We start from the raw sequence: 25740 nt of genomic DNA, 5'->3' as shown, positions 1-25740 counted from the left end.
TCAGTCCTCGTCGACGGCGCCGACGAGCTCCGGCGCCGTGAGCAGCCGCGGCTCGTCCTCGATCGAGGACGGGTCGGCGATCACCTTCGACTCGTCGAGCAGCGACAGCCGACGGGCACTCGGCAGGACCTGGCGTTCGAGCGACCCGACGAAGCGGTTGTAGTCGACGACCGAACCGCGGATCGAGCGGCCGAGCTTGTCGACGTGCCCGGCCATCGTGGACAGCCGGCCGTAGAGCTCGCGGGACACCTTGAAGAGCTCGTGGGCCTCTTGCGAGACGACGTCCTGCTGCCACGAGAACGCCACGGTCTTGAGCACGGACCACAGGGTCACGGGTGAGGCGAGGGCGATGCGCTTGCGGAAGGCGTGGTCGAGCAGGCCGGGGTCGGCGGCGAGGGCGCTCGAGATGAGCGACTCCGACGGGATGAACGCGACGGTGAGCTCGGGGGAGGCGTCGTAGCCGGTCCAGTACTCCCGTGCGGCGAGGGCGTCGACGTGCGCTCGGAGCGCCTTGACGTGCTGAGCGATGAGCTGGTCGCGTCGGGCAGCCTCGGCACCGGTGGCGGTCGCCGGGATCTCGGCGGCCTGCAGGTAGGCGCTGAACGGCACCTTGGCGTCGACGGCGATGGTCTTGCCGCCGGGCAGGTGCACGACCATGTCCGGGCGGGCGGAGCCGACGGCGGTGGTGACGGAGGACTGCACGTCGAAGTCGACGCGTTCGAGCAGCCCGGCGGCCTCGACGACGTTGCGCAGCTGCGTCTCGCCCCAGACGCCGCGCGTGCTGTTCGACGACAGGGCACTGGCCAGGGTGTCGGCCGTGGTGCGGAGGCGCTCTTCGGACTCGGCGGCCGACCGGAGCTGCGCCGACAGCGCGCCGTACTGCTCGCTCCGCGACTGCTCGAGCTCGGCGATCTTCGTGCGCATCACGTCGAGCGTCTGCGCCACGGGGCTGAGCGCGGAGAGCACCTTGGACTCGTTCTGGTTCCGTGCCGCGTCGACGCCGTGCATGCGCTGCACCAGGTGCTCGAGCTCGGCGGAGCGCCGTTCGAGCGAGTCGACCTGGCGGCGGTACTGCGTGTCCTGGGCGTCGAGGCGTTCCTCGGCGTCGCGTCGGGCCGCCTCGAGCTGGCCGCGGAGCGCCTCGGCCGTCGCACGGGACGACGCGGCGTCGATGCCCGCGCGCGAGCGGGCGAGCGACCAGGCGACGACCGCACCGACGGCGATGCCGATCACGAGACCGATGACCAGGGCGAGGATCTGCATGTCGCGACCCTGGCAGAACCCACCGACACCGCGCCTCCCGGCACTCCGGCGCGCCCCGCAGAACCAGCGTGACCAGCGCCACGGGACCAACGTGACGGACCACGGAATCCATGTCATGACATTAGGGCAAACAGGGTGTACAGTCGTGATCGTCCGCCGATGAAGCCGCACGGAAGGTCCACCGCGTCGCATGACGAACCAAGCTCCCCACGCCTACGACGTGATCACGATGGGACGCGTCAGCGTCGACATCTACCCGCAGCAGACCGGCCCGCTCGAGGACGTCTCGACCTTCTCGAAGTCCGTCGGCGGCAGCGCCACGAACGTCGCCATCGCCGCTGCTCGACACGGCGCGGACGCCGCGGTCATCACCCGGACGGGCAACGACCCCTTCGGCCGGTACATCGCCCGCACACTGCCCGAGTACGGGGTCGCGAACGCGTTCGTCGAGACGGTGGAGGGGCTGAACACCCCCGTCGCCTTCTGTGAGATCTTCCCGCCGGACGACTTCCCGCTCTACTTCTACCGGGCCCCGAAGGCGCCGGACCTGATGATCACGGCGAAGTCCCTGCCGCTGCACGAGATCGAGCGCGCGAAGATCTTCTGGACCACGGTGACCGGCCTCAGCGAGGAGCCGAGCCGACAGGCGCATCACGTCGCGTACGAAGCCCGGTCCGCCGCGCAGAACAGCACGAAGACCCACACCGTCTTGGACCTGGACTACCGGTCGATGTTCTGGTCGAGCCCCGAGGCCGCGACGCGCGAGGTCGCGATCGCCCTCGAGCACGCCACCGTCGCCGTCGGCAACCGCGAGGAGTGCGAGGTGGCGGTCGGTGAGACCGACCCGGTCCGCGCCGCCGACGCGCTGCTCGACCGCGGTGTCGAGATCGCGATCGTCAAGCAGGGGCCGAAGGGTGTGCTGGCGAAGACCCGCGACGAGTTCGTCGAGTTCCGTCCGCACCACATCGACGTCGTGAACGGGCTCGGCTCGGGCGACGGCTTCGGCGGCGCGCTGACCCACGGACTGCTGCAGGGCTGGAGCCTCGAGCGGATCCTTGCGTTCTGCAACGCCGCCGGCGCGATCGTCGCGACGCGGTTCGAGTGCTCGACGGCGATGCCGACGAGCGACGAGATCGAGCAGTTCCTGACCGACAACCCGGCCGAGGGCACGACGCACACGGGTGCGACGCACACGGGTGAGACGTACACCAAGGAGAAGACCCATGCCTGAGCTCAGCCCCGCTGACTTCCAGCGCCTCCGCGACATCCGTGCCGGCCAGCCCGACCTGGTGCGTGCCACGCTCGACGCCCGCCGCAAGCGCTCCCTGCTGGCCGACGACGGCAAGCTCTTCATCGTCGCCGCCGACCACCCCGCACGCGGTGCGCTGGCGGTGCGCGACGACGAGTCCGCGATGGCGGACCGCTACGACCTGCTCGAGCGGCTCGTCACGGCCCTCGGCCGGCCGGGGGTCGACGGCGTGCTCGGCACCCCCGACATCCTCGAGGACCTCGCGCTGCTCGGTGCCCTCGACGGCAAGGTCGTCGTCGGGTCGATGAACCGCGGTGGACTCCGCGGCGCCACGTTCGAGATGGACGACCGTTACACGGCGTACTCGGCGCAGGCGATCAAGGACTCCGGGCTCGACTTCGCCAAGCTGCTGGTGCGCATCGCCCTGGAGGACTCGGGCACCGCGCCGACGCTCGAGGCCACGGCCCGCGCCGTCAGCGAGGCCGCGGCGCTCCAGCTGCCGATCATGCTCGAGCCGTTCATGTCCGAGTGGCGGGACGGCCGGGTCGTCAACGACCTGTCGGCCGACGCCGTGATCACCTCGATGGCGATCGCGGCGGGACTCGGTGAGTCCAGCGCCTACAGCTGGCTCAAGATCCCCGTCGTCGACGACATGGAGCGCGTGATGGCCGCGACGACGCTCCCGACGCTGCTGCTCGGCGGCGACCCGGCTTCGCGCCCGCTGGAGACGTACGCCAAGTGGGCTGACGCCCTGGCCCTGCCCGGTGTCCGCGGCCTGGTCGTCGGCCGCACCCTGCTCTACCCCTCGGACGGCGACGTCGCCGCCGCCGTGGACGTGGCCGCCGGTCTCGTCCACAGCCAGGAGGCCCGGGGCGGGTTCTCCACAGATGCCCACGACCCAGCCGCTCGGCTCGCGGGCGCCACCACCATGGACTCGTCCATCTCGGAAGGAAGCAACGCATGACGCTCACCGACACGACCACCACCACCGTCGGGCACTGGATCGACGGCAAGCGCGTCGAATCCGCGTCGGGCAACACCGCCCCCGTGTACGACCCGGCGCTCGGCGTCGCGACCAAGCAGGTCGCGCTGGCCGACGAGTCCGAGATCCAGGCGGCCATCGGCAGCGCCAAGGCGGCGTTCCCCGGCTGGAGCAACCTGTCACTGGCCAAGCGCCAGGCGATCCTGTTCTCATTCCGCGAGATCCTGAACCGCGACAAGGCCGAGCTGGCCGAGATCATCACGAGCGAGCACGGCAAGGTCATCGACGACGCCCTGGGTGAGATCGCCCGTGGGCAAGAGGTCGTGGAGCTCGCCACCAACATCCCGAGCCTGATGAAGGGCGAGTTCTCCGACCAGGTCTCGACCGGCATCGACGTCTACTCGATCCGCCAGCCGCTCGGCGTCGTGGGCATCATCAGCCCCTTCAACTTCCCGGCGATGGTGCCGCTCTGGTTCCTGCCGATCGCGATCGCCGCGGGCAACACCGTCGTGCTGAAGCCGAGCGAGAAGGACCCGTCGGCCGCCATCTGGCTCGCCGAGAAGTTCAAGGAGGCCGGGCTGCCCGACGGCGTCTTCAACGTGCTCAACGGCGACAAGCTGTCCGTCGACGGCCTGCTCACCAGCGACGACGTCGAGTCGATCTCGTTCGTCGGCTCCACGCCCATCGCACAGTACGTCTACGAGACCGGCACGAAGCACGGCAAGCGCGTGCAGGCCCTCGGCGGCGCGAAGAACCACATGCTCGTCCTGCCCGACGCCGACCTCGACCTGGTCGCCGACAACGCGATCAACGCCGGCTTCGGTTCGGCCGGTGAACGCTGCATGGCGATCTCGGTCGTCGTCGCGGTCGAGCCGGTGGCCGACGAGCTCATCCAGAAGATCAAGGACCGCGCGGCGACCCTGCGCATCGGCGACGGTCGTCGCGGGTGCGACATGGGGCCGCTCGTCACGAAGCAGCACCGTGACAAGGTCGCCTCGTACATCGAGGTCGCAGAGCAGGACGGTGCGGTGGTTGTGGTGGACGGCCGCACCGTCCGACCCGACGGCGACGAGAACGGCTTCTGGCTGGGGCCGACGCTGATCGACCAGGTGCCCACCACCAGCCGCGTCTACACCGAGGAGATCTTCGGTCCGGTGCTGAGCGTCGTGCGGGTCGCCACCTACGAAGAGGGCCTCGAGCTCATCAACTCCGGCGCGTACGGCAACGGCACCGCCATCTTCACGAACGACGGTGGCGCCGCCCGACGGTTCCAGCGCGATGTGCAGGTCGGCATGATCGGCATCAACGTCCCGATCCCGGTGCCCGTCGCCTACTACTCGTTCGGTGGCTGGAAGAACTCGCTGTTCGGTGACCACAAGGCGTACGGTGCCGACGGCGTGAGCTTCTTCACCCGCCAGAAGGCGATCACGAGCCGCTGGCTCGACCCGTCGCACGGCGGCATCAACCTCGGCTTCCCGTCGAACAACTGACCCGCGGCATGGCGAACGAACAGCACCAGCACGACCAGTGGTTCATCCCGGCGGGCTCCCGGCCCGAGGCGGGCTGGACCGACGTGGTCGACGGTCGCATCGAGGGGTGGGCGCACACCGGGCTCCGGACCGGGGCGCTGACCGACGGGGGCGAGCTGCGCCTCCCGGCCGACGCCGTGGAGCGCATCGTCGTGCCGCTCGCCGGGTCGTTCCACGTGACCCATTCGGGCGCCGCCGGTGACGGCGAGCAGACCCTGCAGGGGCGGGGGAGCGTCTTCGACGGCCCCACCGACGTCCTCTACCTGGGATCGGGCTCCGCGGCCACCATCACTGGCAGCGGCCGGTTCGCCGTCGCGGAAGCCCCCACCGACACCGTCAAGCCGACCACCTACGTGGCCCGGCCGGACGTGCCCGTGGAACTCCGCGGCGCCGGGCAGTCGAGCCGCCAGGTGCACAACTTCGGCACCCCGGCCGCGCTCGACGCTGTCAAGTTCATCGTGTGCGAAGTGATCACGCCGGCCGGCAACTGGTCGTCGTACCCACCGCACAAGCACGACACGAGCGTGCCCGGTTCGGAGTCGAACCTCGAGGAGATCTACTACTACGAGGCAGCGGTGTCCCGCGGGCTCGAGTCGATCGCGCCCGAGGCCGCCGACCCGTTCGCCCTGCACCGCACGTACGCCTCGGACGACCGCGCCATCGACGAGTTCCGGCAGGTCCGGACCGGTGACGTCGCCCTGGTGCCGTACGGCTGGCACGGTCCGGCGGTCGCCGCTCCGGGTTACGACATGTACTACCTGAACGTGATGGCCGGGCCCGACCCGGAGCGCGTCTGGAACATCACCGACGACCCGTCCCACGGGTGGGTCCGGCAGGCGTGGGCATCGGAATCGATCGACCCACGACTGCCCTACGAAAGGAAGCAGGCGTGACCACCACCACGCGGAAGATGACCGTGGGCCAGGCACTCGTCGAGTTCCTGGCCAACCAGTGGACCGTCGACGGCGACGTCCGCGAACGCACCATCCCGGGGATCTTCGGCATCTTCGGGCACGGCAACGTCGCCGGGGTCGGTCAGGCCATCAAGCAGCTCCACGTCGAGCAGCCCGGGTTGCTGCCGTACCACCAGGCCCGCAACGAGCAGGCGATGGTGCACGAGGCCGTCGGCTTCGCCCGCATGCACCGCCGCCGTGCGACCTACGCATCCACCGCGTCGGTCGGCCCGGGTGCCGCCAACATGCTGACCGCCGCGGCGCTCGCCACCACGAACCGGCTGCCGGCACTGCTGCTGCCGTCGGACACCTTCGCCACGCGCACCACCGACCCGGTGCTCCAGCAGATCGAGCTGCCGCACGACACGTCGTTGCAGGTCACCGACGCCTTCCGTCCGCTCTCGCGCTACTTCGACCGGGTGGAGCGTCCGGAGCAGCTGTTCTCGATCGCCCTCGCCGCGATGCGGGTGCTGACCGACCCGGCCGAGACCGGTGCGGTGACGATCGCCCTGCCCGAGGACGTCCAGGCCGAGGAGTTCGACGTGCCCGTCGCGTTCCTGCAGCCGCGCGAGTGGCACATCCGCCGTCCGTTGCCCGAGCGCGGCCCGCTCGAGCGTGCCGTGGCCGCGATCCGTGCCGGCCGGCGTCCGGTCATCGTGGCCGGCGGCGGGGTGCTGTACTCCGACGCCGCCGACGAGCTCCGCGCCTTCGTCGAGGCCACCGGCATCCCGGTCGGCACGTCGCAGGCCGGCGGCGGATCCCTGGTCTGGGACCACCCGCAGTACCTCGGCGGCATCGGCGCGACCGGCACCGCGGCCGCCAACGCGATCGCCGCCCAGGCCGACGTCGTCATCGGGATCGGCACCCGCTACAGCGACTTCACCACGGCGTCGCGGACCGCGTTCCAGAACCCCGACGTCACGTTCGTCAACGTCAACGTGGCCGCGTTCGACGCCTACAAGCACGGTTCGCAGCTGCCGCTGATCGCGGACGCCCGGGAGGCGCTGGTCGCCCTGACCGAGTCGCTCACGTCGGACACGGCGTACTTCGTCGAGCCCGGCTACGCGTCCGAGATCGCCTCGCTGAAGGCGGCGTGGGATGCTGCCGTCGACGGCGCGTTCGCGCCGTCCGGCGCGGACCTGCCCGGCCAGCCCGAGATCATCGGCGCCGTGCAGTCGGTCTCCGACCCGCGCGACGTCGTGATCCAGGCGGCGGGCTCGCTGCCCGGCGACCTGCACAAGCTCTGGCGGGTGCGCGACGAGCTCGGGTACCACGTCGAGTACGCGTTCTCGTGCATGGGCTACGAGATCGCCGGTGGCATCGGGGTGCGACGCGGGGCTCCGGAGCGCGACGCGATCGTGATGGTCGGTGACGGCAGCTACCTGATGCTGCACACCGAGCTCGTCACCGCCGTGGCCGAGGGCATCAAGATCATCGTCGTGCTCATCCAGAACCACGGGTACGCGTCGATCGGGCACCTGTCCGAGACCGTCGGCTCCGAGCGCTTCGGCACGAAGTACCGGTACCTCGACGAGACCGAGTCGTTCGAGAACGGCGAGCCCCTGCCCGTCGACCTCGCCGCCAACGCCCGCTCGTACGGCGTCGACGTCATCGAGGTGCAGCCCGGCCCGGACAGCATCGAAGACCTCAAGGCCGCGCTGCGTCAGGCGAAGGCGAACGACCACACCACCCTGGTGCACATCAACTCCGACCCGCTGGTCTACGCCCCCGAGGGCGACGGCTGGTGGGACGTGCCGGTCGCGCAGACCTCCACCCTCCCCAGCACCCAGGCCGCCCGCGCCGAGTACGAGCAGCAGGTCGCCACGCAGCGTCCGCTGCTCGGCTGAACCGTTCACGAGACAGAAAGCGACAGCGACGTCATGACCGACACCGCCACCCCCATCGGCAGCCCCGCCACCGACGCGGCGCCCGCCTCGATCCGCATCGGCACCGCCCCGGACTCGTGGGGCGTCTGGTTCCCGGACGACCCGAAGCAGGTGCCGTGGCAGCGCTTCCTCGACGAGGCGTCCGCCGCCGGGTACGAGTGGATCGAGCTCGGCCCGTACGGGTACCTGCCGACCGACCCATCGCAGCTGTCCGACGAGCTCGAGTCCCGCGGGCTCAAGCTGTCGGCGGGCACGGTCTTCACCGGGTTCCACAAGGGCGAGGACCAGTTCCAGCGTGCGTGGGACCAGGCCGTCGCGGTCGCCGGTCTGGCAGCGAAGCTCGGCGCCGAGCACCTGGTGACGATCCCCGACCTGTGGCGCTCGGACGCCACCGAAGAGGTGCTCGAGGCGCGCACGCTCACCGACGAGCAGTGGGAGCGACTCGGCAAGGGCCACGACCAGCTTGGCAAGGCGCTGCTCGAGGAGTACGGCGTCCACCAGCAGTTCCACACCCACGCGGACAGCCACGTGGGCACCTACAAGGAGACCGTGCGGTTCCTCGAGGTCACGAACCCCGAGTACACCAACCTCTGCCTCGACACCGGCCACTTCGCCTACTACGGCGGCGACAACCTCAAGCTCATCGCCGCCCACCCGGAGCGCATCGGCTACCTGCACCTCAAGCAGGTCGACACCGACCTGCTGTTCGACGTGCTCAAGAACGACGTGCCGTTCGCCACCGCCGTGTCGCAGGGCATCATGACCGAGCCGCCGCACGGCACCCCGGAACTCGCCCCGATCATCGAGGCCGTCGCCGCGATCAACCCGGACATCTTCGGCATCGTCGAGCAGGACATGTACGGCTGCTCCGTCGACGCCCCCGGCCCGATCGCCGAGCGCACCTTCCAGCACATCTTCAGCTCGACCTCGGCCGCCCGCGCCTCCTGACGCGCCGTCCACGCAGCGTCAACAACCCCCAGGAGAACACCACCATGACCACCACGCAGAACCTCCGCGTCGCCGTCGTCGGCGCCGGCATGATGGGCGCCGACCACGTCCGCCGCATCACCGCCAAGATCTCGAACGCCGACGTCGTCGCCGTCGTCGAGCCCGACCAGGCCCGTGCGGCCGCGGCAGCCGCCCTGGCGCCCGGTGCGATCACCGCCGCGTCCTTCGACGAGGCGCTCGAGCAGACCGAGATCGACGCCGTCATCATCGCGACGCCCGGTTTCCTGCACGAGCCGATCCTGGTGACCGCGCTCGAGCGCGGGCTCACCGTCCTGTGCGAGAAGCCGTTGACGACCAGTGCCGAGGACTCGCTGCGCATCGTCGAGCTCGAGCAGCAGCACGCCGCCCGGCCCGTCATCCAGGTCGGCTTCATGCGCCGGTTCGACGCCGGGTACCAGGAGCTCAAGGCCCTGCGCGAGTCGGGGGCGAACGGCGCCCTGCTCGCCCTGCACCACGCGCACCGCAACCCGACGACGCCGCCGAACTTCAGCGAGTCGATGCTCATCCACGACTCGGTGATCCACGAGATCGACATCATCCCGTTCCTCACCGGTGAAGCGATCACGAGCGTCGAGGTGAAGAAGCCGCGCAAGAACTCCCTCGCGCCGGCCGACCTGCCCGAGCCGCAGTTCGTCCTGTTCACCACCGAGTCCGGCACGATGGCGATCGTCGAGATCAACGTCAACGCCCAGTTCGGCTACCAGGTCACCACCGACGCGGTGTTCGAGTCCGGTGTCGCCTACATCGGCCGCGACACGTCGCTCTCGCTCGTCGCAGCAGGAGCGACCTCGCAGGGCGTCACGCCGTCCTTCAAGGAGCGCTTCGGTGCCGCCTACGACGAAGAGGTGCAGCGCTGGGTCGACGCTGCCCGGACCGGCGGCATCGACGGGCCGAGCGCCTGGGACGGCTACACCGCCTCCGTCGTCGCCGAGGTCGCGGTCCGGGCCCAGCAGTCCGGCGCGCACGAAGTGGTCGAGTACGCGGTCACCAAGCCGGCGTTCTACGACGAGACGAGCGACGCGACGAGCGACGCGACCGCCGCGCTCGCCGGGGCCTGATCGATGCCGAAGATCGCGCTCGACCCGACCCCGTTCCACCACGACCTGTCGCTGCTCGAGTTCCCGCGCAAGGTCGCGGAGCTCGGCTACGAGTACCTGCAGCTCACCCCGCACAAGGACTTCATCCCCTTCTACCGGCACCCCAAGGCCGACGACGACCTGGTCGACGCGTTCGCCGCGGCCTGCCGTGACGCCGGGGTCCAGGTGGCGAGCGTGCTGCCGGTGCTGCGCTGGTCGGGTCCGGACGAGGACGCCCGACAGGCTGCGGTGCGGAAGTGGAAGCGGGTCATCGAGATCACGAAGCGCCTCGGCGTGGACACCATCAACACGGAGTTCTCCGGCCGCCCCGAGCGTGCCGAGGAGTCCGAGGACCAGTTCTACCGGTCGATGGAGGAACTGCTGCCGATCATCGAGGACGCCGGCATCCGTGTGCTCATCGACCCGCACCCCGACGACTTCGTCGAGGACGGGCTCGAGGCGCTCCGGGTGATCCGCGGCCTGAACTCGAAGCACGTCGGCTTCGTCTACGTCGCCTGCCACACGTTCCACTACGGCGGCAACATGGACGAGATCATCGACGCCGCCGGTGACTCGCTGCAGCTGGTCCACGTCGCCGACGCGTACGACCACCGTCGCTCGCACGGCCTGCGCTACATCACGAACCCGCCCGGCAACCCGGCCCGTGTGCACCAGCACCTGCCGGTCGGCCAGGCGGACGTCGACTTCGACGCCTTCTGGGCGGCACTCGACCGGGTCGGTTTCTCGGCGCGCGAGGACACCGTCGCGGTCTCGAGCGTCTTCGCCGAGGACGAGAACGCCGACGCGGTGTCACGGTTCCAGCTCGACACGATCACGAAGGGACTCCACCGATGACCACCACCCTCGAGACGCAGGCGTCCACCGACGCCGACTCCCGTCCCGTCACCCTGCAGGCCGCGGAGCAGACCCCGACCGCCCTGTGGAACGACTCCGCCGACCCGCGCGAACTGTCGACCGCCATCCACGAGTACGGTGCCGTCGGTGCGACCTGCAACCCGGTGATCGCGTACACCTGCATCCAGCAGGACCCGGAGACCTGGGTCCCGCGCATCCGCGAGATCGCCGAGGAGCACCCGACGGCGGGGGAGTCCTGGATCGGCTGGAAGGCCGTCGAGGAGCTCTCCATCGCCGCCGCAGCGCAGCTGCTGCCCGCGTTCGAGGCGTCCGGCGGCCGGAACGGTCGACTGTCCATGCAGACCGACCCCCGGTTCCACCGCGATGCCGAGGCGCTCGTCGAGCAGGCCGTCCGGTTCTCGCAGCTCGCGCCGAACATCATCGTGAAGATCCCCGCCACCAAGGTCGGCATCGCCGCGATCGAGGAAGCCGCCTACCGCGGGGTCTCGATCAACGCCACGGTGTCCTTCACCGTGCCGCAGGTCGTCGCCGTGGGCGAGGCCATCGAGCGCGCCCTCGACCGCCGTGCTGCCGAGGGCCTGCCGGAGCAGGAGTTCGGCCACGTCGTCACCCTGATGGCCGGCCGCTTCGACGACTGGCTGAAGACCGTCGTCAAGCGCGACCACGTGATGGTGGACCCGGGCATCCTCGAATGGGCCGGTGTCGCAGCGGTGAAGAACGCCTACCGCGTCTTCCAGGAGCGTGGCTTCCGCTCGCGCGTGCTGGTCGCCGCGTTCCGCAACGCACTGCAGTGGTCGGAGTTCCAGGGCGGGGACCTGGTGGTGTCGCCGCCGTTCCAGTGGACGAAGGACATCAACGACAACGCGTTCCCGTTCCGTCCGCACGCCATCGACGACGAGGTCCCCGTGCACGTCATCGAGGCGCTCCGGGCCGCGACGCCGGAGTTCGCCCGCGGTTACGACGTGGACGGCATGACGATCGACGAGTTCGACCGCTTCGGTGCGACCGTGACGACGCTCCGGCAGTTCCTGGACGCCGACGCGAAGCTCGACGCCCTGGTCCGCGACATCATCGTCCCCGCGATCTGAGACGCGATCCGAGTCGCGGTCTGATGCGCGGCGCGATCCGCGGTCGCAACCACGGGTCGCGCCCCGCGCGCTGACGCACCAGCCTGGAGGCCCGGTGCCGGTCCCCGAGACCGGCACCGGGCCTCCAGGCGGTTGCGCCATGTGCTGACAAAGTCAGCCGCATCGGCTACGCTCGTTGTCGCGCTCCAATGCGCGTCACCTGAACGAAGGAGTTCTCCATGGACAGCATCGGCGTCGGGCTGATCTCGGTCGGCTGGATGGGGCGGTTGCACTCGCGTGCCTACCGAGCGTTGCCGGACCACTTCCCGGAGCTCGGCGTCCAGCCGCGGCTCGTCGTCGCGGCCGACCCGATCGAGGCGGCACGTGACCAGGCGGTGACGCGGCTCGGGTACGAGCGGGCCGTCGCCGACTACCACGAGGTCCTCGCCGACCCGGCGGTCGACGTCGTGTCGATCTGTTCGCCGAACTTCCTGCACCGGGAGATGGCCGTCGCCGCGGCCGAGGCGGGCAAGCCGTTCTGGATCGAGAAGCCGATGGGCCGGTACGCCAGCGACTCGCGCTCCATCCACCAGGCGGTGCAGCGGGCCGGCGTCATCACGAGCGTCGGCTTCAACTACCGGCACGCTCCGGCGATCGAGCGCGCCCGTGAACTCGTCCGCAGCGGGCGGCTCGGGCGCATCACGAACGTGCGCGGATCGTTGCTCGCCGACTACTCGTCCGACCCTGCTGCACCGCTGACCTGGCGCTTCGAGCGTGAGCGTGCCGGATCGGGTGTGCTCGGCGACCTGCTGTCGCACGGACTCGACCTGGCGCAGTACGTGGTCGGCCGGATCGCCTCGGTCAGTGCGCTCGCCGAGACGTTCATCGAGTCGCGTCCCCGCCCGGGTGCCGGCATCGTCGACCGCAGTGCGGCGGCCACCGGCGAGCTCGGTGCCGTCGAGAACGAGGACTACGCCGCCCTGCTGTTCCGGTTCGAGGACGGTGCGGTCGGCACGATGGACTCGAGTCGGGTCATGCGTGGGCCGCACGCCGAGTACACGCTCGAGATCTACGGCACCCGCGGTTCGGTCCGGTGGGACTTCCAACGCCTCAACGAGCTCGAGGTGTACCTGGACGGGCAAGAGATCGACGGGTACGCGACGCACTACGTCGCTCCCGGGGACGGTGACTTCGGTCGCTTCCAGCCCGGCGCCGGGACCGCGATGGGCTACGACGACCTGAAGACGATCGAGGCGGCGCAGTTCATCGCGAGCGTGCAGCGCGGGGAGCAGCTCGCACCCTCGGTCGCCGACGGGCTGGCCGCGGCGTCGATCGTCGAGGCGGCGGAGGCCTCGCTGGTCGACGGCGCGTGGCACGACGTCGCTCGTGTCGACGGGCCGCTGACGTACGGGGCGCCGACGCCGAGGTTCTAGACACGTCGCGGTGCTTGCTTGTTAGTATGTAAGGACAAAGTCCGAGCAACCAGGAGGCACCATGCCGCTCGTCCGTATCGACCTCGCCACCGGCCGCACGCCGGAGGCCGTCCGTGGCATCGCCGACGCCATCCACCAGGCCATCGTCGACGTGTACGGGATCCCGGTGCGTGACCGGTTCCAGGTGATCACCGAGCACCCGGCGCAGCAGATCATCGCCGAGGACGCCGGCCTGGGGTTCGAGCGCACCGAGGGCGTCATCGTCATCCAGGTGTTCACGCAGCGCGGGCGGACCGACGAGGCGAAGGCTGCGCTGTACCGGGCGATCCACGACGCCCTCGCAGCGATCGGTGTCGCGTCCGAGGACGTCTTCATCGGCTACGTCGAGAACGGGCCGCAGGACTGGTCGTTCGGCTTCGGACGGGCCCAGTACGTCACCGGTGAGCTCGGGGTGCCCGCGCTCGGTTGAGGCCGTGCGGTCGCGGGGTGGTCACGACACCCCGCTCAGTTCAGCCGAGTGGTCACGAACTGTCGGTTGCCGGGCGTCCGGGCGACAGTTCGTGACCTCGGCGCATCACCGACAGCGTGTCGTGACCACTCACCGAGCGGCCTACTTGTCGACGAGCGTGACCTCGAACGAGTACCGGTCGGGGCGGTAGCAGTGCACGCCGTACTCGACCGCACGGCCCGAGGCGTCGTACGCGGTGCGGCTCATCGTGAGCACCGGGTCGCCGTCCTCGATCTCGAGCAGGCCGGCCTCCTCGTCGGTGACCGCACGGGCCCCGATCCGCTGCTTCGCCACCCGCATCGTCACGCCGCGGCCGCGCAGCAGCTGGTACAGCCCGTACGCCTGCAGGTCCTCGTCGGTCAGGTCGAGGAACTCCGGCGGCAGGTAGTTCTCGAGGATCGCCATCGGGACGTCCTCGGCGAAGCGCACCCGCCGGATGTGCGCGACGGTCGTGCCGGGCTCGATGCTGAGCGCCGCGGCGACCTCGTCGGACGCGGGGACGTCGTTGCGCTGCAGGAGCTTCGTCGCCGGAGCCTGCGCACCCTGCGCCAGGTCGTCGTACAGGCTCGTCAGCTCCACCTTGCGGGTCACCGGACCGTGCACGACCTGGGTCCCGATGCCGCGGCGGCGCACCAGCAGACCCTTGTCGACGAGGTCCTGGATCGCGCGACGGATCGTCGGCCGCGACAGACCGAGACGCTCACCGAGGGCGATCTCGTTCTCGAGCCGGGCCCCTGGCGGCATCGCGCCGGAGCGGATCGACTCCTCGATGCGCGAGGCGACCTGGAAGTAGAGGGGCATGGGACCCGACCGGTCCAGGTCCATGAACAGGTCGGACGGCAGCTGGCCTTCGTTGGTCATCGCGGTCCTTCACACGTGCGGAGATGCCGGCGTCGGTGCCGACGGCATTGTCGTGACAATACCACCGGGGATGTGACGCCCCGGCCGCGCGCAGCAGGCGTTGCGTCAGTCGGCAAACACCGTCAGTCGGCGAACACCCTCAGTCAGCGCAGACCCTCAGTCAGCGCAGACCCTCAGTCGGCGAACACCATCGGCCGGTTCGACAGCCGCGGCTGGTTCGCGGCCTTCGGCTTCTCGGCACGCGCGCGGACCGGTGCGATCGTCACCCGGGTCACCGCGCCGAGCGCCTCGACCGTCTCGACCCCGTGGTGCCCGGCGGCGTGCACGACGATCGCGGCGCAGGCCTCGGCGTCGGCGGCGGCGTCGTGGTGCTGGAAGCCCTCGAACCCGGCGGCCATCGCGGCGACCGGCAGCCGGTACGAGTCGAGCGTGTAGGTCTTGCGGGCGACCGCCAGGGAGCACAGCGAGTGGTGCTCGGCCAGGTCGATGCCCGTCGCGGAGCACCCACCGGCGATGACGCCCATGTCGAAGCGGGCGTTGTGCGCCACCAGGACGTCACCCTCGGCGAAGGCCACCAGGTCGGGGTACTGCTGCTCCCACGTCTTGGCGTGCGTGACGTCCTCGGCGACGATGCCGTGGATCCGCGTGTTCCACTCCAGGAACGCGTCGTGCCCGAACGGCGGGCGGATGAACCACGACGCCCGATCGACGACCCGGCCGGCTCGGACCTTCACGAGCCCGACGGAGCAGGCGCTGGCGGGCGAGCTGTTGGCGGTCTCGAAGTCGATCGCGGTGAAGTTCAACGGCACGGTCCCGATCGTCGCACGGGGTGCCGACATCGCCCTCCGTTCCCGTCGGCGTTGCGTGTGGCTACTCTCGGCGCATGGGGAACGAGGCCGACCGCCGTCCGCTCGTCCTGGTGCTCGCCGGTGCCGGCTACGGGCAGCAGGCGCCGCTGCTCTGGTGGACGAGCGAGATCGCCGCCGCGGCCGGGTGTGCGGTCGTCGCGCCACGCTGGCACGTCGACGACGCTGCCGGTGCCGATCCGGTCGGGTTCGTCGAGACCGCTGTTGCCGCGGCAATGGGAGACCGGCTGCCCGACCTCGTCGTCGCGAAGTCGTTCGGCTGCTTCGCCCTGCCGTGGGCGATCCGCCACGCAGTGCCCGGCGTCTGGCTCACCCCGGTGCTCACGCACGACGATGTGGCCACGGCGCTCGCCGCCGCCACCGACGCGCACGAGGCGATCGGGGGTGGAGACGACACCATGTGGCGGCCGGAGCGGGTCTCGGGGACTGCTGCGCGCCTCCAGACCGTCGACCATGCCGACCACTCGCTGCAGGTTCCGGGGGACTGGCGGCGATCGCAGCGGCTGCAGGCCGACGTCTTCGACGTCGTCGAACGCCGCATCACGGCACTGCGGCCCCCGATGGGCGGGTCGCGTCCGCTGATCTGACGGACGGACTGGAGGCCCGGGTCGGCTCCGACAGGCCGCCGCCGGTAGGCTCTTCTTCCGTGGCTCTCACCATCGGAATCGTCGGTCTCCCGAACGTCGGCAAGTCGACCCTGTTCAACGCCCTGACCAAGAACCAGGTCCTCGCCGCGAACTACCCGTTCGCGACGATCGAGCCGAACGTCGGGGTGGTGAACCTGCCCGACTCGCGGCTCGACCAGCTCGCCGAGCTCTTCCACTCGGAGAAGACCGTGCCGGCGCCGGTGTCGTTCGTCGACATCGCGGGCATCGTCAAGGGCGCGAGCGAGGGCGAAGGCCTGGGCAACAAGTTCCTCGCCAACATCCGCGAAGCCGACGCCATCGCGCAGGTCGTCCGCGGCTTCACCGACGACGACGTCGTGCACGTGGCGAACAAGGTCTCCCCGAAGGACGACCTCGAGGTCATCAACACCGAGCTGATCCTCGCCGACATGGAGACCATCGACAAGGCGCTCCCGCGGTACGAGAAGACCGTGAAGCTCAAGCAGACCGAGCCGATCGTGCTCGAGACCGCTCGCGAGGCCCGTGCCGCGCTCGAGCAGGGCACGCTGCTGTCCGCCACGAAGATCGACCTGTCGCCGATCGCCGAGCTCGGCCTGCTCAGCGCCAAGCCTTTCATCTTCGTCTTCAACGTCGACGAGGCGATCCTGACCGACGAGTCCCGCAAGGCCGAACTGGCCGCGCTCGTCGCCCCCGCGCAGGCCGTGTTCCTCGACGCCCAGGTCGAGTCGGAGCTCATCGACCTCGACCCGGCCGACGCCGCCGAGCTGCTCGAGTCGACCGGTCAGACCGAGTCGGGCCTCGACCAGCTCGCCCGCATCGGCTTCGACACCCTCGGGTTGCAGACCTACCTGACGGCCGGCCCGAAGGAAGCCCGTGCGTGGACGATCGGCAAGGGGTGGAAGGCTCCCCAGGCTGCCGGCGTCATCCACACCGATTTCGAGAAGGGCTTCATCAAGGCCGAGGTCATCTCGTTCGACGACCTGATGGAAGCCGGCTCGATCGCCGAGGCCCGCGCTGCCGGCAAGGCCCGCATCGAGGGCAAGGACTACGTCATGCAAGACGGCGACGTAGTGGAGTTCCGCTTCAACAACTAGCAGGCCTGGGACGACGCGGATCTAGCGAGATTCAGCGTTCGCAGTCCGCAAGGAGTCCGCAGAATCTCCGGCAACGGCTCGCATGAGACCCGCAATTGCGGACCGGGGGCGGTCCTCCGCGTTCGGCCACAGGTGGCTGTATGTGTTCAGCGTGACCGACGCGGACCGAATTGGCAGCGGTGAGATCGTGAGGGGCACCCCCTGAGTGCTGCTCGGTGTTGGTAGCGACCATCAGGGGTGTTAGTCGTCGGGGTCGGGTACGTCTTCGGTCCATCGGTCTTGCCATGACGAGTCGTCGCTGCCGTCGTAGTGCGACCACTGGTGACCAGGGCGCAGCGTGTCCCGTGTCCCGTGTCCCGTACGGTCCGGGCTCGTCGCGTGGCGTGTACGCGTGTCCCTCGTCGGACCAGGTGACGCGCTCAGGTGATTCGTCGAGGTAGTCCATGCTCGGCTCCCTCAGTCTCGGTCGTGCGTGGCGCCGTCCAGTACCTGGTTGATCTCGGCCATGGTGGCGGGGTGCAGTGGTGGGCCGGGGCGTCGGTTGGTGCGGGTGCGGTGTGCGCTGGGCCCGTCGTTGTCTGTGCTGCTCGGTAGCAACTGAGTTCCCTTCACCTACCAGCAGAGGAGCATCCACATGCCCACAGAACATGAAGTAGCCGAAGCCAAGCGCAGCACTCAGAAGGTGCTGTTCGAACGGATCGAGAAGGCGGCTGGGAACAGCAGCCTGCAGTTCCCGCAGCTCGAGTCCCTCGCTCGTGCCTACCGATACGTCGCAGGTGGCTCGCAGCCCGGTGGCAGTGAGTCGTCCACGAAGTAGCGATACGAAGGCCGGGCACCTCACGGTGTCTGGCCTTCATCGCGTTCAGGAGGCGGGCCGGATCTCAACGTCGGCGGTGTCGCCCTTGCTGGCGTTGCAGTGCCGGTGCATCGGCTGCAGTTGCTGGCCAGCGAGGCGGCCGCCGTTCGCGAGCGCGTCGGGGTGGTCGGCGGTGAACGAAATGCGGTCCGTGTCGGGCAGCGTCGTGTCGATCGCGTTGCCGCACCACCAGCAGGGCAGGTTCTCGGCAGCCGTGCGGCGCTTCAGCGCAGCCTGCGCACGACGGTAGGCGCGGTGGCCGTGGCCGTTGCGGACCGTGCTTGTCACGGTTCGACGGGCAGGTAGGCGACGGCGCCGTCGGTGAACATGACGTCGATGCCGATGATCTGCCCGGCTGCCCGCTTCACGTCGAAGCGGTCGAGCTGGGGGGGCTTTGTAGCCGTGCGCCTTGAGGTGTGCACGGACTTCGGTGAGTGTCATCGGTGCGGTCCCTCGATGGTCTCGGCCTGATGGGGTTCCCCGTGCTCGCGCCGCGATCGTTGGTTCGCTGTGCGGCCGGTCCCAGAGCGGGGTGCGGGACCGGCGGCTAGGTGCGGTGCTGGTACGTGTCGGCGGGCACGAGGAAGTGGTGGGGGTGACTACGCATCGGCTCATGCAGAGCAGCATCACAGTCAATGGCGTCGAAATGTCGATGCGGGGGGAAGCCAAGCCTTGATGCTTGGGCAGTCATCGAGCGCATCGTCGAATCAGGCGATGTGCGTCAGCTTCGTGTCAGCGGTACCGATGCGTCCGGTACGTCCTTCACGACCGCGCACCTGATCACTCCGGTGAGCACGTACGTCATCCACCTTGTTCACGGCGAGCAGGAGTTCGGCGACACCGAGTTCTTTGAACGGCTGAAAGACAACACTGGAGCGCTCGCCGTGGAGTACGGGCTGCTGGACGCGCCGAGTTCGGAGGATTCGGGGGATTCGCACGAGTCAACCTCCTGAGCCATCGCTCCGCTACGGTCTTTCCATGGTTGCTTGGATCGCTCTGGCGCTGAGCGCCCTATCGCTGGTGTACTCCGTCTGGAACGAGGTCACTAAGCGGCGGCTGCAGTACGAGGCTCGCTTCGTGCACTCGATAGCGGAACGCGATGAGGACGCCGACTGGGACGCCGCTCGCGAGCTCACCCTCGAGAACGTCGGCTCGGGCAATGCCCACGACGTTGTCCTGGTCTTCGAGTATGACCCCACCAGCGTCGGCTTTGGCGACTTCAAGTGGTCGAAGATCGCAGCTGGTGCAAGCGTCACCCAGATGCCTACGGCAGCGCTTCCCGACGAACTCTCCATGATGGTTGTGGGCCACCAGCTGCGCGACCGCTCGCCGTGGTGGCGCCGGGAGATCCTCATCGCGACTGTCTATTGGTCGACACCCATGGGGAAAGCTCGCCGTCAGCGGATCACTCGGTCGCGTCGGTCGATGCGGTGGTGAAGAGAACCGCGGTTGTTGTCGCAGGCGCGATGTGCTGCGGGTGGGTGCAACCGCCATCTGGTCGGAGCCAACCCGAAGTGGCTCCGACAGCCCCATTCCAGGGCGCTCATGGAAGAAGCCCCGACCGGTGAGGATCGGGGCTTCTTGTTGACACAGCTCAGAAGGAAATGATTTCGCGCGAATCTCGAATCAGGATCAGTTCGTTCATCCGCGCCTCGATCGCCGGATCTCCAGCGATGTCAGCGAGCCACTGCTCGACGCCAACGCAGACGTCCTCGCAGAAGACGTCGACTTTCAGCATCACCCGAGTGCCAGTCCTGACACGGTGTCGTCCCACGTCCTCAGTCGGGAGAACGAAGATGATCCTGTCCAAGGTCTCCCGCGCCCGCTGCTGAGAAATGTCGTCGCCGCCTTCATGTAACAGCGCGCACCGCAAGGCGTAGGTGTCTGCGGCGCTGAGCCACCACCATTCATCCCGGGTAGGCCCGAAGTCCGGATCGTAGTACTTCGGCTCCAGGTACTTACGGCACCAGTCCTTGTACCGGGTGCTTCCTTGCACTGCGGGGTTCTCGAGCTTGGAAGCGATGTCGGGGAGCGTCAGGGCGAGCGCTAGCGCCGCGTAGTAGTTCTTGTCACTGATCGCACTGCGGACCGCGTCGACGAATCGCTTCATGACCCGACGTTAGTCCCGATTGGCATCGTTCTTCCACCGGCAAGGAGTGATCGTTGACGGGATTTCCGCGAAGCAGAAGCCCGCCATCTCGGGCGGGCATGCGGTGTCGACGCAAGTCGATCAAGAAGCCCGGCGATCCTTGTCAAGTCAATTCTCACGGCATGTCGCGGGTGCGGTCGTCACCGCCGGTAGCCCACCGCTCATCAACCCGGGGCCAGACCACGGACCCCCTTAGGTTCCTTCGGGAGGTCGAGGAGGGCTCTCGCTCCGACACATCAAAGCCTTGCCCCTCGATGCGAGGGGCAAGGCTTTCCCTAGTTCTGGGGGCCGCGCCCTCGCCCGCGAAATTAGTAGCGTCTGATGGACTCCAAGGGGGAACCACCATGTACGAAAACTCCGGCACGAGCGGTCTCGGCAGCCTCATGTTCACCATACTGATCATTGCCGTCAGCTTGACGATTTCGTTCGTCTTGATCCGCGCAGCCGTTACGCAGGGCATGAACGCGCACTACAAGACCGTCCGCCGGTACGAGGCGACCGGGGAGTGGCGGTACATGACAGACGGCAAGCGTGGGCCGCGCCCGGCCGACCCGTCTTCGGGCGACACCCCGGCGTAACACGCCCGCTGCGAAGCATCACCTCTGGGCGGGGTCGGCGAGGTCGGACTGCGAGAACCCGATGTCCTCGCGAGTAGCGCGGATCAGTTCCGTGGCACGGTCGATTCGCGTCGTCACTTCCGTCACGATCATCGGCTGTAGGTGGACCGCGGCGGCTTCGGGCGGGAATCGAAGGGCTAGATTCAGACCGTCCGAGCGCCCGAGGAGGCCCCCATGTCGTACGTCGTCGACTTCGTGAACGTGTCCACGGTGGGCCTCGAGTCCTCGCCGGTCGCCGAAGCACTCGCCGGGCTCCGGGCCAACGAGGCACGGTACTTCGCGAACAAGTACGACCACGTGTTCACCACGCACGCCGCGGCTGATGTGCCGGATCTCGTCGCCTACGTGCGGCGGGTGCTCGAGGAGGAGCGCGGGCTGGTCATCGCGTCGCCACCGCTCGAAGCGACGGAAGCGCTCGTCGACGGCATGCGCTGGACGTACGTGTTCTACGAATCCGGTCTCGCGATCAACGTGCTGTACACACTCGGGCCGGGCGGCAAGCGAGCGGTCGGCTTCAAGCTCTCCGACGGCATGGAGGTCCCCGAGGAGCTCGCCGACAAGTTCAAGTTCGCACGGCAGAAGTCGAAGCTCGCCGGCACGATCCGCGGCTCGTTCTTCGTCGTGAAGGGCGAGTACTGACGTCGGACGGCGCGAACGGTGCGAGGTTCCGTACATGGTGCGACGCTCGCGGCCCCGCACCATGCACGGAACCTCGCACCGAAGCGCGGCACCGCGGCCCACGCACGACGAAGCGCCGCCGAGCAGGTGCTCGGCGGCGCTTCGTGGTGGTTCTGGTGGGACCTAGGCCGCGAGGGCCATCTCGCCCGCCTGCACGGACTGTGCCTGCAGCAGGGTGCGGCTGGCCTCGCCCGCCCAGGAGCGGCCCGGGACGGTCCAGCCGGCCTCACCGACGGCGTCGAGCCGGGTGCCCCGGGTGACGAAGGTCCCCAGGTCGTCGGCTGCGATGCGGACGAGGTACTCGCGCTGCGAGCGGTCGTCGCGCACCGGGAACTCGGCGATGCGGTCGGGGGTGATCGTCGGGGCCGCGAGTGCGGTCCCGAACACGGTGATTCGTTCGTTGCTGGTCATGGTGCTGTACTTCCTGGTCATTCGGCGCCAGGGCGACTCGGTGTCGGCGGACGTCTCAGTCCAGCGCGACGCATCGAGTGCGGGGCGCGCACGTCGAGTTTCAACGTGCAGCTCGTCCGTTCGGATCGAGCGGTGTCTCGAGTGGAATGCGACTCGGGTGAGTCGGTGTCGAGAGGTTGGTGTGCGCGAGTCAGATGGGTTCGCTGCAGTGCACCAACCAGACACTATACGCCCACCCTGCCGAGAAGTCCAGCGAGCGACCGGACCGAGTGTCAGGACGCCAGGAACGCCGTCCAGCGGTCTCCGCCGGCGGCCACGTTGCCCGATCCGTCGAGGCGGGCTGCGGCCGACGAGGGCTTGCGCGAAGCCTGCTCGTGGATCAGCCCGTCGAACGACGCCGAGAAGTCCAGACGGGGCACCGCGGCCGTGACGACCCGCAGGTCGTCCGACGACCACCTGTCGAAGCCCACGCCGGAGACGTCGAGCGAGGTCGCGACCTCGAGCAGGTGCCCCTCGGCGTCGAGCTCCGGGTCGACGGACCGCCACATGTGCCGCTCGATGATCTCCCCGACCCGACGCGCTCGCACGGCGTCCCACCCGGCGCCGAGCGCGAAGACGGAACCGACGGCGCCGCCGGCGTCCTCGAAGGGCACCCGGTGGGCGTCGAACGACGGGGTCACGCCGAGATCGTGGAGCATCGTCGCGACGAAGAGCAGCTCGGGGTCCGGTTCGAGGTCGACCGTCGGGGCGAGCAGGACCGCCCAGGCCCACGAGCGCAGGCAGTGGTTGACGAGGGCCGGTTCGGACCATGCCCGCACGACGTCCAGTGCGCGCGCAGCGACGGGGGAGGGCGGGGTGAGCAGGGCTTCGACGTCGACCGACATGGCACGACAGTAGCGGCAGGGACGAGCCGTAACGGGGCGGAAACGTGCCGGGCCAGAACCGGAAACAGCGCCCCGTTAGCTTTCGGTTCACTGAGTACCCGCTCAGCACCCCTCCACCCCACCCGAAGGAACTGCGCCCATGCAGCACCGACCACGGCTGCGCCCACGCGCGACGATCGTCTCCTCGACGCTCGTCGCCGCCGGGGCGTTCGGCCTCGCCGTCCTCACGGCCGCTCCGGCCCAGGCAGCGCCCACCGCGACCACCGCCACCATCGACGCCCCGGCCACCGTCACCGTCGGCACGGCGTTCGACGTCGACCTGACGATCCCGGACACCGCCGACGTCTACGCGTACGAGATCACGCTCGAGGCCGACTCGGTGGAGTACCGGGACGACAGCGTCACCGGCCCGGACGGCGGCTTCGACACCGTCGAGCAGGACGGCGACGCCCTGACGATCGTGCACACCCGCTTCGGCACCTCGCCGGCACTCGACGGCGACCTGACCACCTCGATCTCGCTGACCCCGACCGCGGTCGGCAGCGTCGACCTCGACGTCACGAGCATCACCCTCGTCGGCTCCGACGGCACGTCGACGACCCTCGACGACCCGGCGAGCACCACCGTCGTGGTCGCCGCGGCCGCGACCACCGCCCCGACGGCCACGCCGACCCCGGGAGCGACCACACAGCCCGGTGCCGGTGGCGGAACGGATGCACCCACTGCCCCCGGTGACCCGACCGCCCCGGGCACCGACCCGACCAGCGGCGCCACCGCCGTGGCGGGAGTCGGCGGGGGCGACCGTCCGACCGGCGGCGACCTCGCCTGGACCGGCGCCGACGTCGCGCCCTGGATCGCCGCGTCCATCGCCCTGCTCGCAGCCGGCGGCACCCTGATCACCCTGCGGGCCCGTCGTGCCCGCCGCGACCGCACCGGAGCCTCCGCATGACCGCCACGAAGCAGGCCGCCACGAAGCGGGCCTCCAGCAAGAAGCGCACCACCGTCGCCGGCGGATCGCTCATCGCCCTCGTCGGCACCGTCCTCGCCGCGACCCCCGCGATCACGGCCGCCGCAGCACCCGCAGCCGTCGACGCCAGCCCGGCCGCCATGCTCGCGCCCTACTACACGGACCTCGACCTGACCGGCGACGACCAGGTGACGAAGGCCGACCTCGCCGTGCTCACCGACCACCTCGGTGCGACGACCGCGAGCACCGACTGGACGACGGTCAGCGCCGCGGACACCGACGCCGACGGCACCATCACCGTCGCCGACCTGGCCGGGTTGTCCCAGCGGATGATCTACGACGACGGCCCGTTCCAGCTCGTCGAGGCGTCGACCATCGACATGCAGGCCGCGATGAACGCTGGCGTCACGACGTCGGTCGCGATCACGGAGGACTACCTCGACCGCATCGCCGCGTACGACCGCACGACGGTCGACACCGCGTCGACCGGGCGCCCGCTCAACTCTATCGTCACGACCAACGCCGACGCTCTGGCCGCCGCGAAGACCGCGGACGCCGAGCGCGCTGAGCACGGGATGACGAGCATGCTGCTCGGCGTGCCGATCGCGGTGAAGGACAACTACGACACGAAGGACATGCCGACCACCGGTGGCTGCGGCTGCTGGGACGACAACCAGACCGACACCGACGCCGCCATGGTCACCGGCCTCCGCGACGCCGGCGCCGTGATCCTGGCGAAGGCCAGCCTCGACGAGTTCGCCTTCGGCTTCGTCTCCGAGTTCTCGTCGAACCAGCCCGCCGGCTCGTCGCTCCTGGTCGCCAGCCCGTACAACACGGCGCAGACGGCCGGTGGCTCGAGCGGCGGCACCGGTGCGGCGATCTCCGCGAACCTCGCGGGCATCGGCTTCGGCACCGACACCGGCGGGTCGATCCGCGTGCCGTCGACGTACAACCAGCTCGTCGGCATCCGGCCCACGGTCGGCCTGACCAGCCGTGACGGGATCATCCCGCTCGCCCTGTCGCAGGACACCGGCGGCCCGATCACGCGCTCGGTCACCGACGCGGCGGTCGCGCTCGACGCCGTCACCGGCGTGGACGCGGCGGACCCGGCGACGAGTGCGCAGGCCGGCAAGGTGCCGACGTCGTACACGTCGTCGCTCGACGCCGACTCCCTGCGGGGAGCCCGCATCGGCTACGTGACGAGCATGGTCGGCACGAACGCCACGACGAAGCGCCTGTTCGACGCCTCCGTCGCGAAGCTCGAGGCCGCCGGTGCCACCGTCGTCCCGATCACCGCGACGACGGCCTTCAACCGGGTCCTGTCCGAGGGCAGCGGCAGCACGAACGAGTTCAAGCACGACCTGGACGAGTACGTCGCGAAGCACCTCGACCCCGACGTCACCGCGCGTTCCCTGCAGGGCATCCTGGCCTCGGGTGAGTACGTGCCGAGCCGCAAGAGCACCTACCAGTCGCGCGACCTGATCACCGACACGCAGTACCAGGCGTGGGCCGGACCGACGGGGTCGCACACGACGCAGCTCGCCACCGGCAAGCAGCTCGTGACGCAGATGCTCGACGACCAGGACCTCGACGCGCTCGTCTACCCGTCGGGCACGCCGTACGGCACGCAGTCGACGAACATGCGCCTCAGCCCGAACACCGGCATGCCGGCGATCACCGTCCCGATGGGCCAGGCGACCGCTGCCGACAACACCATCACCGGTGCCGGCGTGAACCTGGAGTTCCTCGGCCGTTCGTTCGACGAGAGCACGGTCATCGGCCTCGGCTACGCCTTCGAGCAGGAGACGCACGCGCGCACCACGCCCGCGCTGTACCCGGCGCTCGGCTGAGCTGAGCGGGTCGCGTGACGCGACCACAGGAACTGACGGGAGGCCCGGTGC

28 protein-coding genes are annotated in these 25740 nt (G+C 69.4%); 20 read left to right on the top strand and 8 right to left on the bottom strand.

Annotated elements, in window-relative coordinates; genetic code table 11:
• Entirely contained in the window at positions 1-1263 is a 1263-nt protein-coding gene (rmuC, locus tag BIU91_RS12700; RefSeq protein WP_071405744.1) for a DNA recombination protein RmuC, read from the bottom strand.
• A gap of 190 nt (positions 1264-1453) precedes the next feature.
• On the opposite strand from rmuC, the gene iolC reads away from it, so the two are divergent.
• The 11 genes from iolC to BIU91_RS12645 all read left to right on the top strand — a co-directional run bounded on the left by iolC (position 1454) and on the right by BIU91_RS12645 (position 13791).
• Entirely contained in the window at positions 1454-2494 is a 1041-nt protein-coding gene (gene iolC, locus BIU91_RS12695; protein ID WP_071405743.1) for a 5-dehydro-2-deoxygluconokinase, read from the top strand.
• The gene (locus BIU91_RS12690) at positions 2487-3476 is read left to right on the top strand and encodes a class I fructose-bisphosphate aldolase (RefSeq protein ID WP_035807563.1); all 990 of its coding nucleotides are present in this window, start codon (positions 2487-2489) and stop codon (positions 3474-3476) included. Before iolC ends, BIU91_RS12690 begins: the two co-directional genes overlap by 8 nt.
• On the top strand, positions 3473-4984 hold the full coding sequence (locus tag BIU91_RS12685) for a CoA-acylating methylmalonate-semialdehyde dehydrogenase (protein WP_027464521.1): 1512 nt from the start codon (positions 3473-3475) through the stop codon (positions 4982-4984). The genes BIU91_RS12690 and BIU91_RS12685 overlap by 4 nt, the downstream gene beginning before the upstream one ends.
• Before the next feature lie 8 nt (positions 4985-4992).
• A complete protein-coding gene (gene iolB, locus BIU91_RS12680) occupies positions 4993-5916 on the top strand; it encodes a 5-deoxy-glucuronate isomerase (RefSeq protein WP_071405742.1) in 924 nt (307 codons plus the stop codon).
• 17 nt (positions 5917-5933) lie between these two features.
• Positions 5934-7823 carry a 3D-(3,5/4)-trihydroxycyclohexane-1,2-dione acylhydrolase (decyclizing) gene (gene iolD / locus BIU91_RS12675; RefSeq protein WP_071405756.1) on the top strand — a complete coding sequence of 630 codons (1890 nt, stop codon included), beginning with the start codon at positions 5934-5936 and terminating at the stop codon, positions 7821-7823.
• 33 nt (positions 7824-7856) lie between these two features.
• Entirely contained in the window at positions 7857-8810 is a 954-nt protein-coding gene (locus BIU91_RS12670; protein ID WP_071405741.1) for a sugar phosphate isomerase/epimerase, read from the top strand.
• Between the two features lie 44 nt (positions 8811-8854).
• Entirely contained in the window at positions 8855-9928 is a 1074-nt protein-coding gene (locus BIU91_RS12665; protein ID WP_017887102.1) for a Gfo/Idh/MocA family oxidoreductase, read from the top strand.
• A gap of 3 nt (positions 9929-9931) precedes the next feature.
• On the top strand, positions 9932-10801 hold the full coding sequence (locus BIU91_RS12660; protein ID WP_071405740.1) for a sugar phosphate isomerase/epimerase family protein: 870 nt from the start codon (positions 9932-9934) through the stop codon (positions 10799-10801).
• Positions 10798-11910 (top strand): transaldolase family protein, encoded by a 1113-nt coding sequence (locus BIU91_RS12655; RefSeq protein ID WP_071405739.1) that lies wholly within the window; start codon positions 10798-10800, stop codon positions 11908-11910. The genes BIU91_RS12660 and BIU91_RS12655 overlap by 4 nt, the downstream gene beginning before the upstream one ends.
• A 218-nt stretch (positions 11911-12128) precedes the next feature.
• Complete coding sequence (locus BIU91_RS12650) at positions 12129-13322, top strand: Gfo/Idh/MocA family oxidoreductase (RefSeq protein WP_071405738.1); 1194 nt, start codon at positions 12129-12131, stop codon at positions 13320-13322.
• Between the two features lie 61 nt (positions 13323-13383).
• Positions 13384-13791 carry a tautomerase family protein gene (locus tag BIU91_RS12645; RefSeq protein ID WP_071405737.1) on the top strand — a complete coding sequence of 136 codons (408 nt, stop codon included), beginning with the start codon at positions 13384-13386 and terminating at the stop codon, positions 13789-13791.
• 141 nt (positions 13792-13932) lie between these two features.
• Here the strand turns inward: BIU91_RS12645 and BIU91_RS12640 are convergent, their stop codons facing one another.
• Positions 13933-14691 carry a GntR family transcriptional regulator gene (locus tag BIU91_RS12640; RefSeq protein WP_071405736.1) on the bottom strand — a complete coding sequence of 253 codons (759 nt, stop codon included), beginning with the start codon at positions 14689-14691 and terminating at the stop codon, positions 13933-13935.
• 173 nt (positions 14692-14864) lie between these two features.
• Positions 14865-15500: an exonuclease domain-containing protein gene (locus tag BIU91_RS12635; protein ID WP_051596555.1), complete on the bottom strand. Its 636-nt coding sequence runs from the start codon at positions 15498-15500 to the stop codon at positions 14865-14867.
• Positions 15501-15574: 74 nt separating this feature from the next.
• Between BIU91_RS12635 and BIU91_RS12630 the strand changes: the two genes are divergently transcribed.
• From BIU91_RS12630 to BIU91_RS18560, 3 genes are all read left to right on the top strand, one after another.
• Positions 15575-16144, top strand: coding sequence for a hypothetical protein (locus BIU91_RS12630; protein ID WP_071405735.1), 570 nt, complete (start codon positions 15575-15577; stop codon positions 16142-16144).
• A 59-nt stretch (positions 16145-16203) separates the two neighbouring features.
• Positions 16204-17277 carry a redox-regulated ATPase YchF gene (gene ychF / locus BIU91_RS12625; protein WP_027464533.1) on the top strand — a complete coding sequence of 358 codons (1074 nt, stop codon included), beginning with the start codon at positions 16204-16206 and terminating at the stop codon, positions 17275-17277.
• A 634-nt stretch (positions 17278-17911) separates the two neighbouring features.
• Complete coding sequence (locus tag BIU91_RS18560) at positions 17912-18094, top strand: hypothetical protein (RefSeq protein WP_139196588.1); 183 nt, start codon at positions 17912-17914, stop codon at positions 18092-18094.
• A 45-nt stretch (positions 18095-18139) separates the two neighbouring features.
• Here the strand turns inward: BIU91_RS18560 and BIU91_RS12620 are convergent, their stop codons facing one another.
• Both BIU91_RS12620 and BIU91_RS18940 read right to left on the bottom strand, forming a co-directional pair.
• Positions 18140-18421 (bottom strand): HNH endonuclease, encoded by a 282-nt coding sequence (locus BIU91_RS12620; RefSeq protein ID WP_071405734.1) that lies wholly within the window; start codon positions 18419-18421, stop codon positions 18140-18142.
• Positions 18418-18555 (bottom strand): hypothetical protein, encoded by a 138-nt coding sequence (locus BIU91_RS18940; RefSeq protein ID WP_171907831.1) that lies wholly within the window; start codon positions 18553-18555, stop codon positions 18418-18420. Before BIU91_RS18940 ends, BIU91_RS12620 begins: the two co-directional genes overlap by 4 nt.
• Before the next feature lie 213 nt (positions 18556-18768).
• On the opposite strand from BIU91_RS18940, the gene BIU91_RS12615 reads away from it, so the two are divergent.
• Positions 18769-19086 carry a hypothetical protein gene (locus BIU91_RS12615; protein ID WP_139196587.1) on the top strand — a complete coding sequence of 106 codons (318 nt, stop codon included), beginning with the start codon at positions 18769-18771 and terminating at the stop codon, positions 19084-19086.
• A 25-nt stretch (positions 19087-19111) separates the two neighbouring features.
• Positions 19112-19570: a hypothetical protein gene (locus BIU91_RS12610; RefSeq protein WP_071405732.1), complete on the top strand. Its 459-nt coding sequence runs from the start codon at positions 19112-19114 to the stop codon at positions 19568-19570.
• 157 nt (positions 19571-19727) lie between these two features.
• On the opposite strand, the gene BIU91_RS12605 is transcribed toward BIU91_RS12610, so the two are convergent.
• Positions 19728-20243, bottom strand: coding sequence for a hypothetical protein (locus tag BIU91_RS12605; RefSeq protein WP_071405731.1), 516 nt, complete (start codon positions 20241-20243; stop codon positions 19728-19730).
• 383 nt (positions 20244-20626) lie between these two features.
• Between BIU91_RS12605 and BIU91_RS12600 the strand changes: the two genes are divergently transcribed.
• Both BIU91_RS12600 and BIU91_RS12595 read left to right on the top strand, forming a co-directional pair.
• Positions 20627-20860, top strand: coding sequence for a hypothetical protein (locus BIU91_RS12600; RefSeq protein ID WP_071405730.1), 234 nt, complete (start codon positions 20627-20629; stop codon positions 20858-20860).
• Positions 20861-21073: 213 nt separating this feature from the next.
• Complete coding sequence (locus BIU91_RS12595) at positions 21074-21538, top strand: phage tail protein (RefSeq protein WP_071405729.1); 465 nt, start codon at positions 21074-21076, stop codon at positions 21536-21538.
• A 162-nt stretch (positions 21539-21700) separates the two neighbouring features.
• Here BIU91_RS12595 and BIU91_RS12590 read toward each other — a convergent pair whose 3' ends face one another.
• Positions 21701-21988 (bottom strand): hypothetical protein, encoded by a 288-nt coding sequence (locus BIU91_RS12590; RefSeq protein WP_017887091.1) that lies wholly within the window; start codon positions 21986-21988, stop codon positions 21701-21703.
• Between the two features lie 272 nt (positions 21989-22260).
• Positions 22261-22872: an HD domain-containing protein gene (locus BIU91_RS12585; protein WP_071405728.1), complete on the bottom strand. Its 612-nt coding sequence runs from the start codon at positions 22870-22872 to the stop codon at positions 22261-22263.
• A gap of 139 nt (positions 22873-23011) precedes the next feature.
• On the opposite strand from BIU91_RS12585, the gene BIU91_RS12580 reads away from it, so the two are divergent.
• The gene (locus tag BIU91_RS12580) at positions 23012-23821 is read left to right on the top strand and encodes a hypothetical protein (protein WP_071405727.1); all 810 of its coding nucleotides are present in this window, start codon (positions 23012-23014) and stop codon (positions 23819-23821) included.
• Complete coding sequence (locus BIU91_RS12575) at positions 23818-25689, top strand: amidase family protein (RefSeq protein ID WP_071405726.1); 1872 nt, start codon at positions 23818-23820, stop codon at positions 25687-25689. The genes BIU91_RS12580 and BIU91_RS12575 overlap by 4 nt, the downstream gene beginning before the upstream one ends.
• The last annotated feature ends 51 nt before the right edge of the window (positions 25690-25740 follow it).

Source organism: Curtobacterium sp. MMLR14_002, from assembly GCF_001864975.1.
In the GTDB taxonomy this organism is placed as follows: Bacteria; Actinomycetota; Actinomycetes; order Actinomycetales; family Microbacteriaceae; genus Curtobacterium; species Curtobacterium flaccumfaciens.
Note: the sequence above shows the minus strand (reverse complement) of the source record. Positions and strands in the feature narration are given on the sequence as shown.

Excerpts from the sequence above, each read along its gene's own strand:
- iolC (WP_071405743.1), top strand. The coding sequence starts at position 1,454 with ATGACGAACCAAGCTCCCCACGCCTACGACGTGATCACGATGGGACGC.
- BIU91_RS12595 (WP_071405729.1), top strand. The coding sequence starts at position 21,074 with ATGTCGTACGTCGTCGACTTCGTGAACGTGTCCACGGTGGGCCTCGAG.
- BIU91_RS12575 (WP_071405726.1), top strand. The coding sequence starts at position 23,818 with ATGACCGCCACGAAGCAGGCCGCCACGAAGCGGGCCTCCAGCAAGAAG.
- BIU91_RS12660 (WP_071405740.1), top strand. The coding sequence starts at position 9,932 with ATGCCGAAGATCGCGCTCGACCCGACCCCGTTCCACCACGACCTGTCG.
- BIU91_RS12610 (WP_071405732.1), top strand. The coding sequence starts at position 19,112 with ATGGTTGCTTGGATCGCTCTGGCGCTGAGCGCCCTATCGCTGGTGTAC.
- BIU91_RS12670 (WP_071405741.1), top strand. The coding sequence starts at position 7,857 with ATGACCGACACCGCCACCCCCATCGGCAGCCCCGCCACCGACGCGGCG.
- BIU91_RS12690 (WP_035807563.1), top strand. The coding sequence starts at position 2,487 with ATGCCTGAGCTCAGCCCCGCTGACTTCCAGCGCCTCCGCGACATCCGT.
- BIU91_RS12600 (WP_071405730.1), top strand. The coding sequence starts at position 20,627 with ATGTACGAAAACTCCGGCACGAGCGGTCTCGGCAGCCTCATGTTCACC.
- BIU91_RS12640 (WP_071405736.1), bottom strand. The coding sequence starts at position 14,691 with ATGACCAACGAAGGCCAGCTGCCGTCCGACCTGTTCATGGACCTGGAC.
- BIU91_RS12650 (WP_071405738.1), top strand. The coding sequence starts at position 12,129 with ATGGACAGCATCGGCGTCGGGCTGATCTCGGTCGGCTGGATGGGGCGG.
- rmuC (WP_071405744.1), bottom strand. The coding sequence starts at position 1,263 with ATGCAGATCCTCGCCCTGGTCATCGGTCTCGTGATCGGCATCGCCGTC.
- BIU91_RS12615 (WP_139196587.1), top strand. The coding sequence starts at position 18,769 with ATGGCGTCGAAATGTCGATGCGGGGGGAAGCCAAGCCTTGATGCTTGG.
- BIU91_RS12665 (WP_017887102.1), top strand. The coding sequence starts at position 8,855 with ATGACCACCACGCAGAACCTCCGCGTCGCCGTCGTCGGCGCCGGCATG.
- BIU91_RS18560 (WP_139196588.1), top strand. The coding sequence starts at position 17,912 with ATGCCCACAGAACATGAAGTAGCCGAAGCCAAGCGCAGCACTCAGAAG.
- BIU91_RS12590 (WP_017887091.1), bottom strand. The coding sequence starts at position 21,988 with ATGACCAGCAACGAACGAATCACCGTGTTCGGGACCGCACTCGCGGCC.
- BIU91_RS12630 (WP_071405735.1), top strand. The coding sequence starts at position 15,575 with ATGGGGAACGAGGCCGACCGCCGTCCGCTCGTCCTGGTGCTCGCCGGT.
- BIU91_RS12685 (WP_027464521.1), top strand. The coding sequence starts at position 3,473 with ATGACGCTCACCGACACGACCACCACCACCGTCGGGCACTGGATCGAC.
- iolB (WP_071405742.1), top strand. The coding sequence starts at position 4,993 with ATGGCGAACGAACAGCACCAGCACGACCAGTGGTTCATCCCGGCGGGC.
- BIU91_RS12580 (WP_071405727.1), top strand. The coding sequence starts at position 23,012 with ATGCAGCACCGACCACGGCTGCGCCCACGCGCGACGATCGTCTCCTCG.
- BIU91_RS12605 (WP_071405731.1), bottom strand. The coding sequence starts at position 20,243 with ATGAAGCGATTCGTCGACGCGGTCCGCAGTGCGATCAGTGACAAGAAC.
- BIU91_RS12585 (WP_071405728.1), bottom strand. The coding sequence starts at position 22,872 with ATGTCGGTCGACGTCGAAGCCCTGCTCACCCCGCCCTCCCCCGTCGCT.
- BIU91_RS12645 (WP_071405737.1), top strand. The coding sequence starts at position 13,384 with ATGCCGCTCGTCCGTATCGACCTCGCCACCGGCCGCACGCCGGAGGCC.
- iolD (WP_071405756.1), top strand. The coding sequence starts at position 5,934 with ATGACCGTGGGCCAGGCACTCGTCGAGTTCCTGGCCAACCAGTGGACC.
- BIU91_RS12655 (WP_071405739.1), top strand. The coding sequence starts at position 10,798 with ATGACCACCACCCTCGAGACGCAGGCGTCCACCGACGCCGACTCCCGT.